This window comes from Cupriavidus sp. C1SS-2L, from assembly GCF_057073735.1.
In genome coordinates this window covers 1,610,243-1,626,099 of sequence record NZ_CP172708.1, presented here as the reverse complement: position 1 = coordinate 1,626,099, position 15,857 = coordinate 1,610,243, and the positions used below count along the sequence as shown (strand labels likewise).

General features: G+C 65.4%; 12 protein-coding genes. 10 read left to right on the top strand and 2 right to left on the bottom strand.

Annotated elements, in window-relative coordinates:
- Positions 1-742 precede the first annotated feature (742 nt).
- The 4 genes from tauA to ACIGJG_RS07600 all read left to right on the top strand — a co-directional run bounded on the left by tauA (position 743) and on the right by ACIGJG_RS07600 (position 4,052).
- The gene (gene tauA / locus ACIGJG_RS07615; RefSeq protein ID WP_011297641.1) at positions 743-1,741 is read left to right on the top strand and encodes a taurine ABC transporter substrate-binding protein; all 999 of its coding nucleotides are present in this window, start codon (positions 743-745) and stop codon (positions 1,739-1,741) included.
- 128 nt (positions 1,742-1,869) lie between these two features.
- Positions 1,870-2,646: a taurine ABC transporter ATP-binding protein gene (locus tag ACIGJG_RS07610; RefSeq protein ID WP_011297640.1), complete on the top strand. Its 777-nt coding sequence runs from the start codon at positions 1,870-1,872 to the stop codon at positions 2,644-2,646.
- Between the two features lie 10 nt (positions 2,647-2,656).
- Complete coding sequence (locus ACIGJG_RS07605) at positions 2,657-3,562, top strand: ABC transporter permease subunit (protein ID WP_011297639.1); 906 nt, start codon at positions 2,657-2,659, stop codon at positions 3,560-3,562.
- 355 nt (positions 3,563-3,917) lie between these two features.
- A complete protein-coding gene (locus ACIGJG_RS07600) occupies positions 3,918-4,052 on the top strand; it encodes a hypothetical protein (RefSeq protein WP_280640420.1) in 135 nt (44 codons plus the stop codon).
- 9 nt (positions 4,053-4,061) lie between these two features.
- On the opposite strand, the gene ACIGJG_RS07595 is transcribed toward ACIGJG_RS07600, so the two are convergent.
- Entirely contained in the window at positions 4,062-4,772 is a 711-nt protein-coding gene (locus ACIGJG_RS07595) for a TetR/AcrR family transcriptional regulator (RefSeq protein WP_041679576.1), read from the bottom strand.
- A gap of 270 nt (positions 4,773-5,042) precedes the next feature.
- On the opposite strand from ACIGJG_RS07595, the gene ACIGJG_RS07590 reads away from it, so the two are divergent.
- The 6 genes from ACIGJG_RS07590 (at position 5,043) to ACIGJG_RS07565 (ending at position 13,609) form a co-directional block, all read left to right on the top strand.
- Positions 5,043-6,779, top strand: a complete 1,737-nt coding sequence (locus ACIGJG_RS07590; RefSeq protein ID WP_220631545.1) for an AMP-binding protein — start codon at positions 5,043-5,045, stop codon at positions 6,777-6,779.
- 39 nt (positions 6,780-6,818) lie between these two features.
- Positions 6,819-8,000, top strand: coding sequence for an isovaleryl-CoA dehydrogenase (locus ACIGJG_RS07585; protein ID WP_483672979.1), 1,182 nt, complete (start codon positions 6,819-6,821; stop codon positions 7,998-8,000).
- A 68-nt stretch (positions 8,001-8,068) separates the two neighbouring features.
- Positions 8,069-9,676 (top strand): carboxyl transferase domain-containing protein, encoded by a 1,608-nt coding sequence (locus tag ACIGJG_RS07580; RefSeq protein ID WP_011297634.1) that lies wholly within the window; start codon positions 8,069-8,071, stop codon positions 9,674-9,676.
- 38 nt (positions 9,677-9,714) lie between these two features.
- Entirely contained in the window at positions 9,715-10,503 is a 789-nt protein-coding gene (locus tag ACIGJG_RS07575) for an enoyl-CoA hydratase/isomerase family protein (protein WP_011297633.1), read from the top strand.
- A gap of 126 nt (positions 10,504-10,629) precedes the next feature.
- Positions 10,630-12,654, top strand: a complete 2,025-nt coding sequence (locus ACIGJG_RS07570; protein ID WP_483672978.1) for an acetyl/propionyl/methylcrotonyl-CoA carboxylase subunit alpha — start codon at positions 10,630-10,632, stop codon at positions 12,652-12,654.
- Between the two features lies 1 nt (position 12,655).
- The gene (locus ACIGJG_RS07565; RefSeq protein WP_483672977.1) at positions 12,656-13,609 is read left to right on the top strand and encodes a hydroxymethylglutaryl-CoA lyase; all 954 of its coding nucleotides are present in this window, start codon (positions 12,656-12,658) and stop codon (positions 13,607-13,609) included.
- Between the two features lie 63 nt (positions 13,610-13,672).
- On the opposite strand, the gene ACIGJG_RS07560 is transcribed toward ACIGJG_RS07565, so the two are convergent.
- Positions 13,673-15,829: a PQQ-dependent dehydrogenase, methanol/ethanol family gene (locus ACIGJG_RS07560; RefSeq protein ID WP_483672976.1), complete on the bottom strand. Its 2,157-nt coding sequence runs from the start codon at positions 15,827-15,829 to the stop codon at positions 13,673-13,675.
- Positions 15,830-15,857: the final 28 nt, after the last annotated feature.

Below are 15,857 nucleotides of genomic sequence, written 5' to 3'. Positions count from 1 at the left end.
GCCGTTGGTAGTGATCGACGTCGGGGAACTCGAACTGGTCACTTCCGACATTGGCCGGCGGCTCCGCCCAATGTCGTCACATTTCCGACCGGCTGGGTCGGTTGCTACCGTCCCGCATGTAAGCGCTGGCCATTTGTTGACGGCCGACTCGACACTAATGCCGATTTCGTCGACGGCAGGCAGGCCTGGCGAACTCGGGCTGCAACGAGCGTTGCGGATAATCCGTTGGCCATCGCGCACGAGGCTGCCCGCTAGGTCGCTGCCGCTCTGGATGCCATTCCGGCGCCAAGCGACTCATGCAATTGCCCTTCTCGATCGTGAGGTGGAAATCCTTCTCGCGGAGTCGATGGAGCAAGATCGATGGCTTGGCGTCAACCAGAAGGGCGCTGTTCGGCGAACCTGGAAACAGCTGCGCCTGCGAAAAGCCATCCCCCCCCCGCGACAGCCACCCCGCTGGACCCAACGAAAGCCCCCCACTGGCACTAACCCCGCAAAACGGCCTTCCCTACCATGGCGCTCACATGCCGCGCCATGCGTCATGTGCCGGCGCTCTGCGCAGTAGCGGGGAGCCCCATCCAACAGAGGGTGCAACGACACCCCAGCCAAGGAGACTGGCATGCCTCTTGCTCGACCTTCCTTCCTCCTCGTTTAGGCACCACACGCAGGCACTGCGACGGTGCCGACCCACCGTGCCGTCCAACGGACGGCATCCAGGCAGTTTCAACAATCGAGGAGTCCGATCATGCATTGGATCAAGCAACTGGCAGCAGGCATCGCGCTCGCGGCCGTACTGGCCCCGGCCGCCCACGCACAGGCCAAGGAAGTCATCATCGCCTATCAGGACATGGTGGTGCCGTGGCGCTACGCGCAGGATATGAAGGAGGTCGAGAAGCAGACCGGCTACAAGGTCTCGTTCCGCCAGTTCACCGGCGGCGGCGACGTGATCCGCGCGATGGCGTCGGGCCAGATCGCCATCGGCGAGGCCGGTTCCTCGCCCATCGCCTCGGCGTTGTCGCAGGGGCTCGATGTGGAGCTGTTCTGGATCCTTGACGACATCAACGCGGCCGAGGCCTTCGTGGCCCGCAATGGTGCGCAAGTGTCCAATATCGCCGACCTGAAAGGCAAGCGCGTCGGCGTGCCGTTCGTCTCGACCACGCACTACCACACGCTGGTGGCGCTGGAGCAGGCCAAGGTCAATCCGAAAGACGTCAAGATCATGAACATGCGGCCGCCGGAAGTGGCCGCGGCGTGGGAACGCGGCGACATCGACGCGACCTTTATCTGGGACCCGGTGCTGGCCAAGGTCAAGCGCTCCGGCAAGGTGCTGACCACGTCGGGCCAGATCGCCGCGCAGACCGGCAAGGCGACCTTCGACGGCATGATCGCCAACAAGAAGTTCGCGCGTGAAAACCCGGACTTCATGGTCAAGTTCGTGCGCGTGCTGGCCGCCGCGGACGACAACTACCGCAACAACAAGGCAGCATGGACGCCTGATTCCCCGCCTGTCAAGTCCGTGGCCCGGCTCACCGGTGCCAAGGCCGAGGAAGTCCCGGCCAGCATGGCGCTCTACAGCTTCCCCACGCTGCAGGAGCAGGCATCGTCGCGTTGGCTCGGCGGCGGCGCGGCCAGCGCCCTGCGCTCGGCGGCAGTCTTCCTGAAGGAACAGGGCACGATCCAGACCGTGCTGCCCGACTACAGCGGCGGTGTCAACGCCGAATGGGTCCGGCGCGCCGCGCAGTAGCCGCGGCCCCTTGCAGTGCACGCGTCGGTGCCGGCCACGGCCCACCGACGTACCTGCCCTCGCCCGCCCATGGCTTCATGCGGCCGGCGATGCGGCAAGCCACACCCCAAATCTTCAGGAGGACTGTCATGTCCCGGCTGGAAATCGACAAGGTCAGCGTCAACTACGGCGGCCGCGGAGGCGCGCAGACGCTGGCCCTGTCCCAAGTGAACCTGACCATGGAACGCGGCGACTTCGTGGTCGCCCTCGGCGCCTCGGGCTGCGGCAAGACCACGCTGCTGTCCTGCATTGCGGGCTTCATGCAACCGTCGGAGGGCGAGATCCGCCTCGACGGCAAGCCTGTGCTCGGCCCTGGCGCGGAACGCGGCGTGGTGTTCCAGAAGCACGCGCTGATGCCGTGGCTCAACGTGGCCGACAACGTCGCCCTGGGCCTTCGGCTGCGCGGCGTAAACCGTGCCGAGCGCCTGCGCATCGCGCATGAAAAGCTGGCCCAGGTAGGTCTCGAGAAAGTCGCCAGCAAGCCCGTCTACCAGCTGTCGGGCGGCATGCAGCAGCGCGTGGGCATTGCACGCGCGCTGGCCAATGACCCCGAGGTGATGCTGATGGACGAGCCGCTGGGCGCGCTCGACGCACTCACGCGCGAATCGATCCAGGCGCTGATCCTGCGGCTGTGGGCGCGCGAACAGAAGATCGTTTTCTTCATCACGCACAGCGTGGAAGAGGCGCTGTTCCTCGCCACGCGGCTGATCGTGATGACGCCGTCGCCGGGCCGCATCGCGCACAGCTACGACCTGCCGTTCGCGCGCCGCTACATCGAATGCGGCGACGCGCGCGCCGTCAAGTCCGATCCGGAATTTATCCGCTATCGCGAAGAAATCGTCGACCTGATCCATGCCACGCCCTGAGGACAAAGCCATGACCGTACCCGCCCAACAGGTCGACGCTGCCGCCGTGGCAGCCCCCGCCGTCCCGACCCGGAGCACGGCTCCGGCCGGCCAGCCCGCCGCACCGCGCCGCGCCATGCGCACCGTCTCCGGTTACCGCATGCCGGGCGAAGGCTCCAGCTCGCGCATCGCCACCGTCACGGTAATGACGCTGCTGGCGCTGTGGTGGATCGCCAGCCACCTGCAGTGGCTGCCGCCGCTGTTCCTGCCCACGCCGGAGGCCATCATCCGGGCCTTTATCGATGCCTGGAACGGCAATGTGCAAGGCGGCCTGCCGTTGCTGGACCACTTCCACGCCAGCCTGGTGCGCGTCTTCGGCGCCTTCGCGCTGGCCGTGCTCACCGCGGTGCCGATCGGCGTGCTGATGGGCGTGTCGCGCGTCGCGCGCGGCGTCTTCGATCCGCCAATCGAGTTCTACCGTCCGCTGCCGCCGCTGGCCTACCTGCCGCTGATCGTGATCTGGTTCGGCATCGACGAGACCTCCAAGATCCTGCTGATCTACCTGGCCTGCTTCGCGCCGCTGGCCATGTCAGCGCGCGCCGGCGTGCGTTCGGTCACGATCGAGCAGATCAATGCGGCCTACTCGATGGGTGCCACGCCGTGGCAGGTGATCCGCCATGTGGTGCTGCCCGCTGCGCTGCCCGACATCCTGACCGGCATGCGCATCGCCATCGGCTTCGGCTGGACCACGCTGGTCGCCGCCGAGATGGTCGCAGCGACCGCCGGACTCGGCCAGATGGTGCTCAATGCGTCCAACTTCCTGCGCACCGACGTGGTGATCATGGGCATCCTGCTGATCGGGCTGATTGCCTTCCTGTTCGACCTGCTGATGCGCAAGTCCGAAACGTGGCTGGTGCCCTGGAAGGGCCGTATGTAAGACGACACCCGGCTCCGTCGGCAGGAGCACGAAGCGCCCGCCTGTGCCGCAGCCGCGGCCCGGGCCGGCGCTTTGCATTGGTGCAGCGGACGATGGCAGACGAGCGCGGTGACACACGTGATCGCCTTGAGCATTTTTGGGATATCCGACATTTTCGGCGCTACAACGCGACGACGCGAAGGTCAGTGCCGAGCCAACATATTGGACGCAGATGTCGGTGCAAATCCGGCAGTTTCGGCGATTTACCGCAGGTCACCGGCCGTCTGAAGGCCATTTCCCGACATGGCATGCCATGTGCATGGGTAAAGGCAACCGCGAGCCACGCGCGCCAGCCCGGATCCCAAAGGAGTCAGCCATGAATGCCAGACTTGTCTACCTGATCGCCGTAGTCACCGCAGCGCTGGCAACCCTCTTCCTCGCCGGTGAGACCGACACCATCAAGGAAGATTTCGGAGCACGACTGCCAGGCATGATCCAGACCGTGTGGTAAGGCGCAGCGTTACTCCGCCGGCGGTTCCGCCTGCTTGACCCGCGCCAGCGCTGCGCCCACCTCGCCGTAGAACTGCTTGAGCGCGACGGCATCCAGATCGGGCGGTTGCAGCGCTGGCCAGAGCAGCGCGATCAGGTCGCTCGCCGTCCGGTCGATGTCCACTGGACGCCCGCTCACCACCGCATCCCACAGGACGTGCTCCATCGGCCCGAGGATGGCCGAACGCAGTAGCCGCAGCGACAGGTCCGTCCGGATTTCCTTACGTGCCTGGGCCCGCGCCAGCAGGTCCATCAACGGCGCCGTGTAGCGCCGTTGCAGCGGCACGAACACTTCATCCAGGCCCTGGCCTTTGGCCCGCCCCTCCGACAGCACCAGTGCGCACAGTCCCGTGCCCTGTATCAGGAACAGCCGCAAATGCGTGCGCACGAAGAACTCGAGCTGCACCTTGGTGCTCTGCTCGCGCGGCAGGCCATTCTCGATCGCGGCAATGATCTCGTCATACCAGTCCTGGATCACCCGGACACACAGGTCGCGCTTACTGTGGAAGTACGTAAAGACGGTGCCTTCGGAGATGCCGAGCCGCTGCGCGATCTCGGTCGTGGTCGCGCGTTCGTAGCCAAGCTCGGAAAACACCTCGCGGCCGACCCGCAGGATGTCGCGCATGCGCTGCTCGGCCTTGGCCCGTGCCGGCACCCGGCGTTGTCCCGCAATCTGCTGCATCGACGTGTCCTTGCGTGGTGATAGTGACGACGGCCGCATTATAAGTGCGGCTTCCCGCCCAAGCGCCGCCATTGCAGGCCTGTCGATCCACTTTATACGATAGTTGACCAACACTCAATTTTTGTTGATTTTTTCTGAGCGCAGGTATAACTTTACCGGACAGAAAGAAAAAAGCAGCGCCAAACCGAATGAAAGGCTTCCCGCCATAAACTTGAGCTACGCTCAAAATACGGGAAGAACGACACCGAACGCCGCACTCTGGAGACGAGCATGACGATGCAGCCTGGGACTTCCCGGACCGTGCCCGATACAACCCTGCCCACCAACGGGTTGTCCTATGTAAAAGGCGACACCACCTCCCCGCTCAGCGAACAGACGATCCCGGCCATGCTGGCCGACACGGTCGCCCGCTTCGGCCAGCGCCCGGCGGTCGTGTTCCGCGAGCAGGGCATCCGCTGGACCTGGCAGGAATTCGCGGCGGCCGTCGATGCACTGGCAGCCAGCTTCCACGCGCTGGGCCTGCGCCGTGGCGATCGCGTCGGCATCTGGTCGCCGAACCGCGTGGAATGGCTGCTGACCCAGTTCGCCACCGCGCGCGTCGGCCTCGTCATGGTCAATATCAACCCGGCCTACCGCCTGTCGGAGCTTGAATATGCGCTGAACAAGGTTGGCTGCAAGGCGGTCATCGCGCCGGAGTCGTTCAAGACGTCGCGTTATCTGGAGATGCTCCAGACGCTGGCCCCGGAGCTGCAGCAGAGCGAACCGGGCGCGCTGCAGGCGGCGCGCCTGCCGGAACTACGCTGGGTCATCCGCATGGAGAACAAGCCGACACCCGGCATGCTGACCTGGCAGGAACTGCACGCGCGCGGCGCCGGCCTCCCCGTATCCGAGCTCGACGCGATTACGGCGCAACTCGACCGCCATGACCCGATCAACGTCCAGTTCACCAGCGGCACCACGGGCGCGCCCAAGGGTGCCACGCTGACGCACCGGAACATCCTCAACAATGCGCGCTACATCGCCGCCGCGATGCGCTTCACCGAGCAGGACAAGCTCTGCATTCCGGTGCCGCTGTACCACTGCTTCGGCATGGTGCTGGCCGTGCTGGCGTGCGTGTCCACCGGCGCATGCATGGTCTTCCCGGGCGAGGCGTTTGAACCCGTCGCGACCATGTCGGCCGTCAGCGAGGAACGCTGCACCGCCCTGCACGGCGTGCCGACCATGTTCATCGCGCAGCTCGACCATCCGGAATTCAGCCGCTTCGATTTCTCGACGCTGCGCACCGGCATCATGGCCGGTTCGCCCTGCCCGATCGAGGTCATGAAACGCGTCGTCGCCGACATGCACATGGCCGAGGTCACCATTGCCTACGGCATGACCGAGACGAGCCCTGTGTCGTTCCAGAGTTCCACCAATGATCCGCTCGACAAGCGCGTCTCCACGGTCGGCCGTGTGCAGCCGCACCTGGAATGCAAGGTGGTCGATGCCACGGGCCAGATCGTGCCAGTCGGCGAAACCGGCGAACTGTGCACGCGCGGTTACTCCGTCATGCTCGGCTACTGGGACGACGAAGCACGCACCAGCGAAGCGATCCGCGACGGCTGGATGCACACCGGCGACCTGGCCACGATCGACGCCGAGGGCTATTGCAATATCGTCGGCCGCGTCAAGGACATGCTGATCCGCGGCGGCGAGAACGTCTACCCGCGCGAGATCGAGGAATTTCTGTTCCGCCACCCCAAAGTCCAGGCCGTGCAGGTGTTCGGCGTGCCGGACCAGAAGTACGGTGAGGAAATCTGTGCATGGGTCGTGCTCAAGCCTGGCCAGACCGCGACGGAAGACGAGATCCGTGCGTTCTGCCGCGACCAGATCGCCCACTACAAGATCCCGCGCTATATCCGCTTCGTCGACGAAATGCCGATGACCATCACAGGCAAGGTGCAGAAGTTCGTCATGCGCGAACGCATGACGAAGGAACTGAACCTCACCGAAAGCAAGACCGCCTGACCCACGGCGCCCCACACACATCTACGGAAGAACACGATCATGACCCAACTCCCTGGCCTGAGATTCGACCTGGGCGAAGATATCGAGATGCTGCGCAGCGCCGTGCGCGACTGGGCCCAGGCCGAACTGGCGCCGCGTGCGGGCGAGATCGACCGCACCGACCAGTTCCCGATGGACGTCTGGAAGAAGATGGGCGACCTCGGCGTGCTTGGCATCACCGTGGCCGAAGAATACGGCGGCGCCAACATGGGCTACCTCGCCCACATGGTCGCGATGGAGGAAATCAGCCGCGCTTCGGCGTCGGTCGGCTTGTCCTACGGCGCGCATTCGAACCTCTGCGTGAACCAGATCCACCGCAACGGTACGGCCGCGCAGAAGGCGAAGTACCTGCCCAAGCTGGTCTCCGGTGATTGGATCGGCGCACTGGCGATGAGCGAGCCCAATGCAGGCTCCGACGTGGTCAGCATGAAGCTGCGCGCCGAACGCAAGGGCGACCGCTACGTGCTCAACGGCACCAAGATGTGGATCACCAACGGCCCGGACTGCGACGTGCTCGTGGTCTACGCCAAGACCGAACCGGAACTCGGCGCGCGCGGCATGACCGCGTTCATTGTCGAGAAAGGCATGAAGGGCTTCTCGGTTGCGCAGAAGCTCGACAAGCTCGGCATGCGCGGCTCGCACACCGGCGAGCTGGTGTTCGAGGACGTGGAAGTTCCCGCCGAGAACATCCTCGGCGCGGAGAACGGCGGCGCCAAGGTGCTGATGAGCGGTCTCGACTACGAGCGCGCCGTGCTGTCGGGTGGCCCGATCGGCATCATGCAGGCTTGCATGGATGTGGTCACCCCGTACATCCACGATCGCAAGCAGTTTGGCCAGAGCATCGGCGAGTTCCAGCTGATCCAGGGCAAGGTCGCCGACATGTACACCACGCTGCAGGCGGCACGCAGCTACCTGTACACGGTCGGCAAGAACCTGGATTCGCTGGGCAGCGACCACGTGCGCCAGGTGCGCAAGGACTGCGCAGCAGTGATCCTGTACACGGCCGAGAAGGCCACGTGGATGGCCGGCGAAACGGTGCAGATCCTCGGCGGCAACGGCTATATCAACGAGTACCCGGCCGGCCGCCTGTGGCGCGATGCCAAGCTGTATGAGATCGGTGCCGGCACCTCGGAAATCCGCCGCATGCTGATCGGCCGCGAGCTGTTTGCCGAAACGGCCTGATCCGCAACCGACGCCCCCACTGCCCGCCCTGCCGGCGGCCCGACCAGAACAAGACTGCCCAAGATCGTATGCCGACCTTAGAAACCAAACTCAACGCGCGCTCCGAATCGTTCAAGTCGAATGCCGAAGCCATGCAGGCGCTGGTCGCCGACCTCAAGGCCAAGGTCGCCAAGCTCGCCGAAGGCGGCGGCGATGCCGCGCGTGACAAGCACCTGTCGCGCGGCAAGCTGCTGCCGCGCGATCGCGTGCAGCAACTGCTGGATCCGGGCACGCCGTTCCTGGAACTGTCGCAGCTCGCCGCGTACGACATGTACGACAACGCCGCGCCGGGCGCGGGCATCATCACCGGCATCGGGCGCGTGGCCGGGCAGGAATGCGTGATCGTCTGCAACGACGCGACCGTCAAGGGCGGCACGTATTACCCGATGACGGTCAAGAAGCACGTGCGAGCACAGGAGATCGCCGAGCAGAACAACCTGCCGTGCATCTATCTGGTGGACTCGGGCGGTGCGAACCTGCCGAACCAGGACGATGTATTCCCCGACCGCGATCACTTCGGGCGCATCTTCTACAACCAGGCCAACCTGTCCAAGCAGGGCATCCCGCAGATCGCCGTGGTGATGGGCTCTTGCACGGCCGGCGGCGCCTATGTGCCGGCAATGAGCGATGAGTCGATCATCGTCAAGAACCAGGGCACGATTTTCCTAGGCGGCCCACCGCTGGTGAAGGCCGCTACGGGCGAAGAAGTCACGGCCGAAGATCTCGGCGGCGCCGATGTGCATACGCGCCTGTCAGGCGTGGCGGATTACTTCGCGCAGAACGATCATCACGCGCTGTCGCTGGCCCGGAACATCGTGCAGCACCTGAACCGGCGCAAGCCCGACCAGATCCGCCTGCATGCGCCGGCCGATCCGCTGTATCCGGTAGAAGAACTGTACGGGGTGATCCCGACCGATACGCGCAAGCCGTTCGATGTACGCGAGGTCATTTCGCGCATTGTCGATGGCTCCGAGTTCGACGAATTCAAGGCGCGCTATGGCACGACGCTCGTCTGCGGCTTCGCACGCATCTGGGGCTACCCGGTCGGCATCATCGCCAACAACGGCATCCTGTTTTCCGAATCGGCGCTCAAGGGCGCGCACTTCATCGAACTGTGCTGTCAGCGCAAGATTCCGCTGGTGTTCCTGCAGAACATCACGGGCTTCATGGTAGGCCGCAAGTACGAGAACGAAGGCATCGCACGCAATGGCGCCAAGATGGTCACGGCGGTCGCCACGGCACAGGTGCCGAAGTTCACGGTGATCATTGGCGGCTCGTTCGGTGCGGGCAACTACGGCATGTGCGGCCGTGCGTATTCGCCGCGCTTCCTGTGGATGTGGCCGAACGCGCGTATCTCCGTGATGGGCGGCGAGCAGGCCGCAAGCGTGCTGGCGACGGTGCGCCGCGACGGCATCGAGGCCAAGGGCGGTAATTGGAGCGCGGAGGAAGAAGAGGCATTCAAGCAGCCGATCCGCGACCAGTACGAGCATCAGGGGCATCCGTACTACGCGAGCGCGCGGCTGTGGGACGACGGGGTCATCGATCCCGCGCAGACGCGCACGGTGCTCGGGCTGGGCCTGTCGGCCAGCCTCAACGCGCCGATCGACGACATGAAGTTCGGCGTGTTCCGCATGTAAGCCGGCCCCCGACCAACGCACATTCAAGCCATACCGCCATGGAATTCACCACGCTTACCGTCACCATCGCCCGGCATGTCGCGACCGTGACGCTGAACCGCCCCGACGTGCGCAATGCGTTCAACGAAACCGTCATCGCCGAACTGACCGGCGCCTTCCGCGCGCTCGGTGACATGGACGAAGTGCGCGCGATCGTGCTCGCCGGCAACGGCCCCGCGTTCTGCGCAGGCGCCGACCTGAACTGGATGAAGAAGATGGCCGGTTACTCGAACGACGAGAACCGTGCCGATGCTCTGGCGCTCGCGCAGATGCTGCACACCATCTGGTCCTGCCCGCGCCCGGTCATTGCCCGCATCCAGGGCGACACCTATGCCGGCGGCGTCGGCCTTGCCGCGGCGTGCGACATCGCGGTGGCCGCCGACCACGCCCACTTCTGCCTGTCCGAAGCGCGCCTGGGCCTGCTGCCCGCGACCATCAGCCCGTACGTGATCCGCGCCATGGGTGAGCAGGCATCGCGCCGCTACTTCATTACGGCCGAGCGTTTCGACGCCGCGGAAGCGTTGCGCCTCGGCTTCGTCCACGCCGTAGTACCGGCCGATGCGCTCGACGCCAAGGTGACGGAAATCGCTTCGGCACTGGTCGGCAACAGTCCCAACGCCGTGCGCGAGAGCAAACGACTTGTGCAGGAAGTGGCGGGCAGACCGGTCGACAACAACCTGCTGGCCGATACGGCGGACCGCATCGCCGCGATCCGCGCCTCGGACGAAGGCCGCGAAGGCGTGCGCGCGTTCCTGGAAAAGCGCTCGCCTGCCTGGAAGCCCGCGTAAGCGCTTCCGACACCCCTACAAAACGAACCCCGGCAGCATGCCGAGGCGGCGTCCGCCTGCTGCCCGCATGCGGCAGCGGCCGGCGTGATACCGCTGCCCTCGCCCGCCCCCATTCCAGGAGAAACCATGTTCAACAAGATCCTGATCGCGAACCGCGGTGAAATCGCCTGCCGCGTCGCCGCCACTTGCCGCCAGCTGGGCATCCGCACCGTCGCGGTGTACTCGGACGCCGATGCCGATGCGCGCCACCTCGCGTTCTGCGATGAAGCTGTACATATCGGCGGCGCCGCAGCGCGCGACAGCTACTTGCGCGCCGACCACATCATCGAGATGGCGAAGGAGACCGGGGCGCAGGCGATCCACCCCGGCTACGGCTTTCTCTCCGAGAACGAAGCATTTGCCGAAGCCTGCGCTGCGGCGGGCCTCGTCTTCATCGGTCCGCCCGCTTCCGCCATCCACGCAATGGGCAGCAAAAGTGCGGCCAAGCAACTGATGGAAAAGGCCTCGGTACCGCTGGTACCGGGCTATCACGGCGAGGATCAAGACCCCGCCCTGCTGCGCCGCGAGGCCGATCGCATCGGTTACCCCGTGCTGCTCAAGGCTAGCGCCGGTGGCGGCGGCAAGGGCATGCGTGTGGTGGAATCGGGCGACGCGTTCGAAGCCGCGCTCGCTTCGGTCAAGCGCGAAGCGTCGGCGAGCTTCGGCGATGACAAGGTGCTCGTCGAAAAGTACCTGACCCGTCCGCGCCACATTGAAATCCAGGTGTTCGCCGACACGCATGGCAACTGCGCCTACCTGTTCGAGCGTGATTGCTCCGTGCAGCGCCGTCACCAGAAGGTGCTCGAAGAAGCGCCCGCGCCGGGCATGACGGAGGAACGTCGCCGCGCGATGGGCGAAGCGGCCGTCGCCGCCGCGAAAGCAGTCGGCTATGTCGGCGCCGGCACGGTCGAGTTCATCGCCAACCAGGACGGTTCGTTCTACTTCATGGAGATGAACACGCGCCTGCAGGTCGAGCATCCGGTTACCGAAATGATCACCGGACAGGACCTGGTCGAATGGCAACTGCGCGTGGCGGCTGGTGAACCGCTGCCGCTGAAGCAGGAACAACTCCACATCCACGGCCACGCGCTCGAAGCGCGCATCTACGCCGAAAACCCGGACAAGCAGTTCCTGCCATCGACGGGCACGCTGCGCTTTCTGCGCACGCCGCCTGCGGTGCAGTTCATGCGCGGCGGCGATGCGCACGGCCCGGCCGGTGTCCGCATTGATTCGGGCGTGCGCGAGGGCGACACGATCAGCCCCTACTACGACCCGATGATCGCCAAGCTGATCGTGTGGGGCAAAGACCGCGACGAAGCGCTTGCGCGCATGCAGCAGGCACTGGCGGCGTATCACGTGGTGGGGTTGTCGACCAACGTGGCATTCCTGCAGCGGCTGGTGAAGTCCGAAGCCTTCCGCACCGCCGATCTCGACACGGGCCTGATCGAGCGCAATGAAGCGACGCTGTTCCCGCCGCCCGCTCCGGTCGGCATGGAAACCATCGCGCTGGCCGCCGCCGCGCTGCTGGATCGTGAAACGCGCGAGCGACATATCGACGCGGCCGACCAGCATTCGCCGTGGACCCATGCCGGCGCATGGCGACTGAACGGTGCAGGCCGCACCACGTATCGCCTGCAAACGCCCGACGGTGACATCGATGTCGCCGTGCAAAGCGACGCCCGCCGCCAGTCGCTGACCGTGCGCGGCAAGACCTTGCCGTTCCGCACATCGCTGCGCGACGAAGTCCATACCGTCGATCTCGGCGAGCGCACCGTCAAGGGACGTTGCCATCTGGAAGGCGACACCCTGCACGTCTTCAGCGGCGAAGGCCAGTGCTCGCTGGTGCTGGTGGACCCGCTGATGCATGCCGGCGAGTCTGAAGGCGAAGGCGGCAAGCTGGCCGCACCGATGCCGGGCCGCATCATCGCCGTCATGGTCGAAGCTGGCACCACCATCAACAAGGGCGATGCACTGATCGTCATGGAAGCGATGAAGATGGAACACACGCTGACTGCCCCCGCAGGCGGCAAGGTGCAGGAAGTGCTGTACGCCGTGGGGGACCAGGTCCAGGAAGGCGCGCAGCTCGTGACGCTGGAACAGGAGGCCGCCTGACATGGAACGCAACGCCCCTTCCCTGCTCCAGGCGCTGCCGTTGCCCGACGCCGTCAAGATCGTCGAGGTCGGGCCGCGCGACGGCCTGCAGAACGAAGCACGCCACGTGCCGGCAGCGGTCAAGGTCGAACTCGTCAATCGCCTGAGCGAGGCCGGCTTCGCCAATATCGAGGCCGCGTCGTTTGTCTCGCCCAAGTGGGTGCCGCAGATGGCCGACGGCGCCGAAGTCATGGGCGCCATCGCGCGCCGGACGGGCACCGTCTATTCGGCGCTCACGCCCAATATGAAGGGCTTCGAGGCCGCGCTGGCAGCAGGCGCCGACGAAGCCGTCATCTTCGGTGCGGCGAGCGAAGCGTTTTCCCAGCGCAATATCAACTGCTCGGTGGCCGAATCGATCGCGCGTTTCGAGCCCGTGGCGGCTGCGGCCAAGGCGGCCGGCCTGCGCCTGCGCGCCAGCATCTCGTGCGCACTCGGCTGCCCGTACGAGGGCGAGATCGCGATCGAAAAGGTCGCCGAGGTGGTATCGCGCATGCGCGATCTCGGCTGCGACGAGATCGACATCGCCGATACCATCGGCGTCGGCACGCCGCTGCGCACGCAGGCCGTCATGAACGCCGCGGCGCAAGTCTTTCCGCGCGAGCGGGTGGCGGGACATTTCCACGACACGTATGGCCAGGCACTGCCCAATATCCTGGCCAGCCTGCAGGTCGGTATCCGCATCTTCCATGCGTCGGTCGCAGGCCTTGGCGGCTGCCCATACGCCAAGGGCGCCTCGGGCAATGTGGCGACGGAAGACCTGCTTTACATGCTGCATGGCATGGGCATCCATACTGGCATCGATCTTGGCCAGGTGATCCAGGCAGGTGCCTTCATCTCCGAGGCAATCGGGCGGCCGTATGGGTCGCGTGTTGGCAAGGCATTGCTCAAATGCAGTTGCCAGCAGCAAAGCGCCTGAGCCTGACTCTTGCGCCTGCCCACATCGCCCGGGTCGCCGCAGCGTCCCGGGCGTTTTACATGGTTACGGCTTCTTCGGCCGCACGGCATCCGCGGTGCCAAGGATGAAGGCCTGGATCTTGGTCACATCCTCGGCTGTCAGCTTGCCCGTGAAGTCGGGCATGCCCTTTTGCACGAACGGCCCGTTGAACACGAACTTGTCCAGATGCTCGATGACCGGGGCACCGACGTAAGCGAGGTTGGGAATGTTGCCGCCCTTGTCCACGCCCGGCACGCCATGGCAGAACACGCAGTTGTTGACGTAGAGCTTCTGCCCTTCCTGCACCTTGCCCGCGTCGTACTTGACGCCTGATACCAGCTCGGCCATCGGATACGGCGCGAATGCCGGCGCCTTGGCCTTGCCCCCGACAGCAAAGGTGTACACCGTGCCCGGCGACTGCCGGTCAGTGCCACGCGCGCTCAGGCCAAACACGCCGCCCCAGCCCACGGCAACCGACACGTACTGCTTGCCATCGACCAGGTAGGTCACAGGCGGCGCCACCACGCCGGTGCCGGTCGGTGTTTCCCACAGCTTTTCGCCGGTCTGGGCGTGATAGGCGATAAAGCGTCCGTCCGCAGTGCCCTGGAACACGAGGTTCCCCGCGGTGGTCAGCGTGCCGCCATTCCATGGGCCGGTGTAGTCCTGGTGCCAGACCGCCTTCTGCCGAATCGGGTCCCACGCGATCAGGCGGCCCATCGGCTTGCTCTTCGGCGGCTCGGCGTTGACCAGCATGCCGAGGTTCCAGCCCACGCCGCGGTGAGCTTCGGGGGAATCCTTCTGGTTGTGCTCCCATCCCTTGTTGTCGGCCAGCGTCAGCGGCACATGCTGCGCCGGGATGAAGGCCAGCCCGAGACGCGGGTTGAACGACATCGCATGCCAGTTGTGGGCGCCGAACGGACCCGGCACGACATCAACGGGCTTGCCAGAGGTATCCGCCTGCGGCGTTTCGATCGGGCGTCCGTTCTTGTCATAGCCCGATGCCCAGTTCACGTCGACAAAGTTCTTCGCGGAGATGAACTTGCCGTTGGTCCGGTCGATCACGAAGAAGAAGCCGTTCTTCGGCGCGTGCAGGATCACCTTGCGCGGCTGGCCGTCGATCGGCAGGTCCGCCAGGATGATGTCCTGGGTCGAGGTGTAGTCCCAGTTGTCGCCGGGCGTTTCCTGGTAGTGCCAGACGTATTCGCCCGTGTCCGGATTGAGCGCAACCACCGAAGCCGCGTACAGGTTGTCGCCACCGCCGGGGCTGCGTGCCTTGCGGCTCCACGGGCCGGCATTGCCCGTGCCGATGTACATCAGGTTCAGGTCGGGATCGAACGCCATCGTGTTCCACACCGTGCCACCCCCGCCGTTGACCCAGTACTTCCCGGCCGGGTCCCACGTAGCCGCGGCCTTTGCCATGGCGTCATTCTCGAACGGCTTAGACGGATCGCCCGGCACCGTGAACCAGCGCCACCGCTGCTTGCCGGTCTCGGCGTCATAGGCGGTGATGTACCCGCGCACGCCATATTCGGCGCCACCGTTGCCGATGATGACCTTGCCCTTGTACACGCGCGGCGCGCCCGTGATGGTGTAGGAATGGCTGCGGTCGGCGATGGTGTCCTGCTCCCAGACCTTCTTGCCGGTGGCCGCGTCGATGGCCACGAGGCGGCCGTCGAACGAACCCACGAACACCTTGCCCTTGTAGAGCGCCACGCCACGGTTCACGACGTCACAGCAGCCCTTGTAGGCCTGGTCGCGTGGGACCTTGGGGTCGTAGGTCCACAGCGTCTTGCCGGTGCGCACATCGATGGCATGCACGACGCTCCACGGCGCGGATACGTACATCACGCCATCGACAACCAGCGGCGTGGCCTCCACGCCGCGCGTGGATTCAAGGTTGTAGGACCAGACCAGGCCGAGGTCCTTCACGTTGCCGGCGTGGATCTGGTCAAGCTTGCTGAAGCGCGTCTCGGCATAGTCCAGGCCATAGGTCGGCCAGTTCGGCGTGGCAGTCTCGTTGGCGCGGATGGCCGCACCGTCCACGCGGGCGGTGCTCGCGCGTATCTTCTGCGCGGTCACGGGCCGGCCGTCTGCGCCTTGCGCGGTCACGCCAGCCATGGCCATGGCGGCGGCAATGCCCGCCAGCACCAGGCCGTGCGGCCGGCGTGACCGGCTGCGGGAACGCATCTGTGAGGTGTTCATCGAAATCTCCTCTTTGTCGTTGGAATGT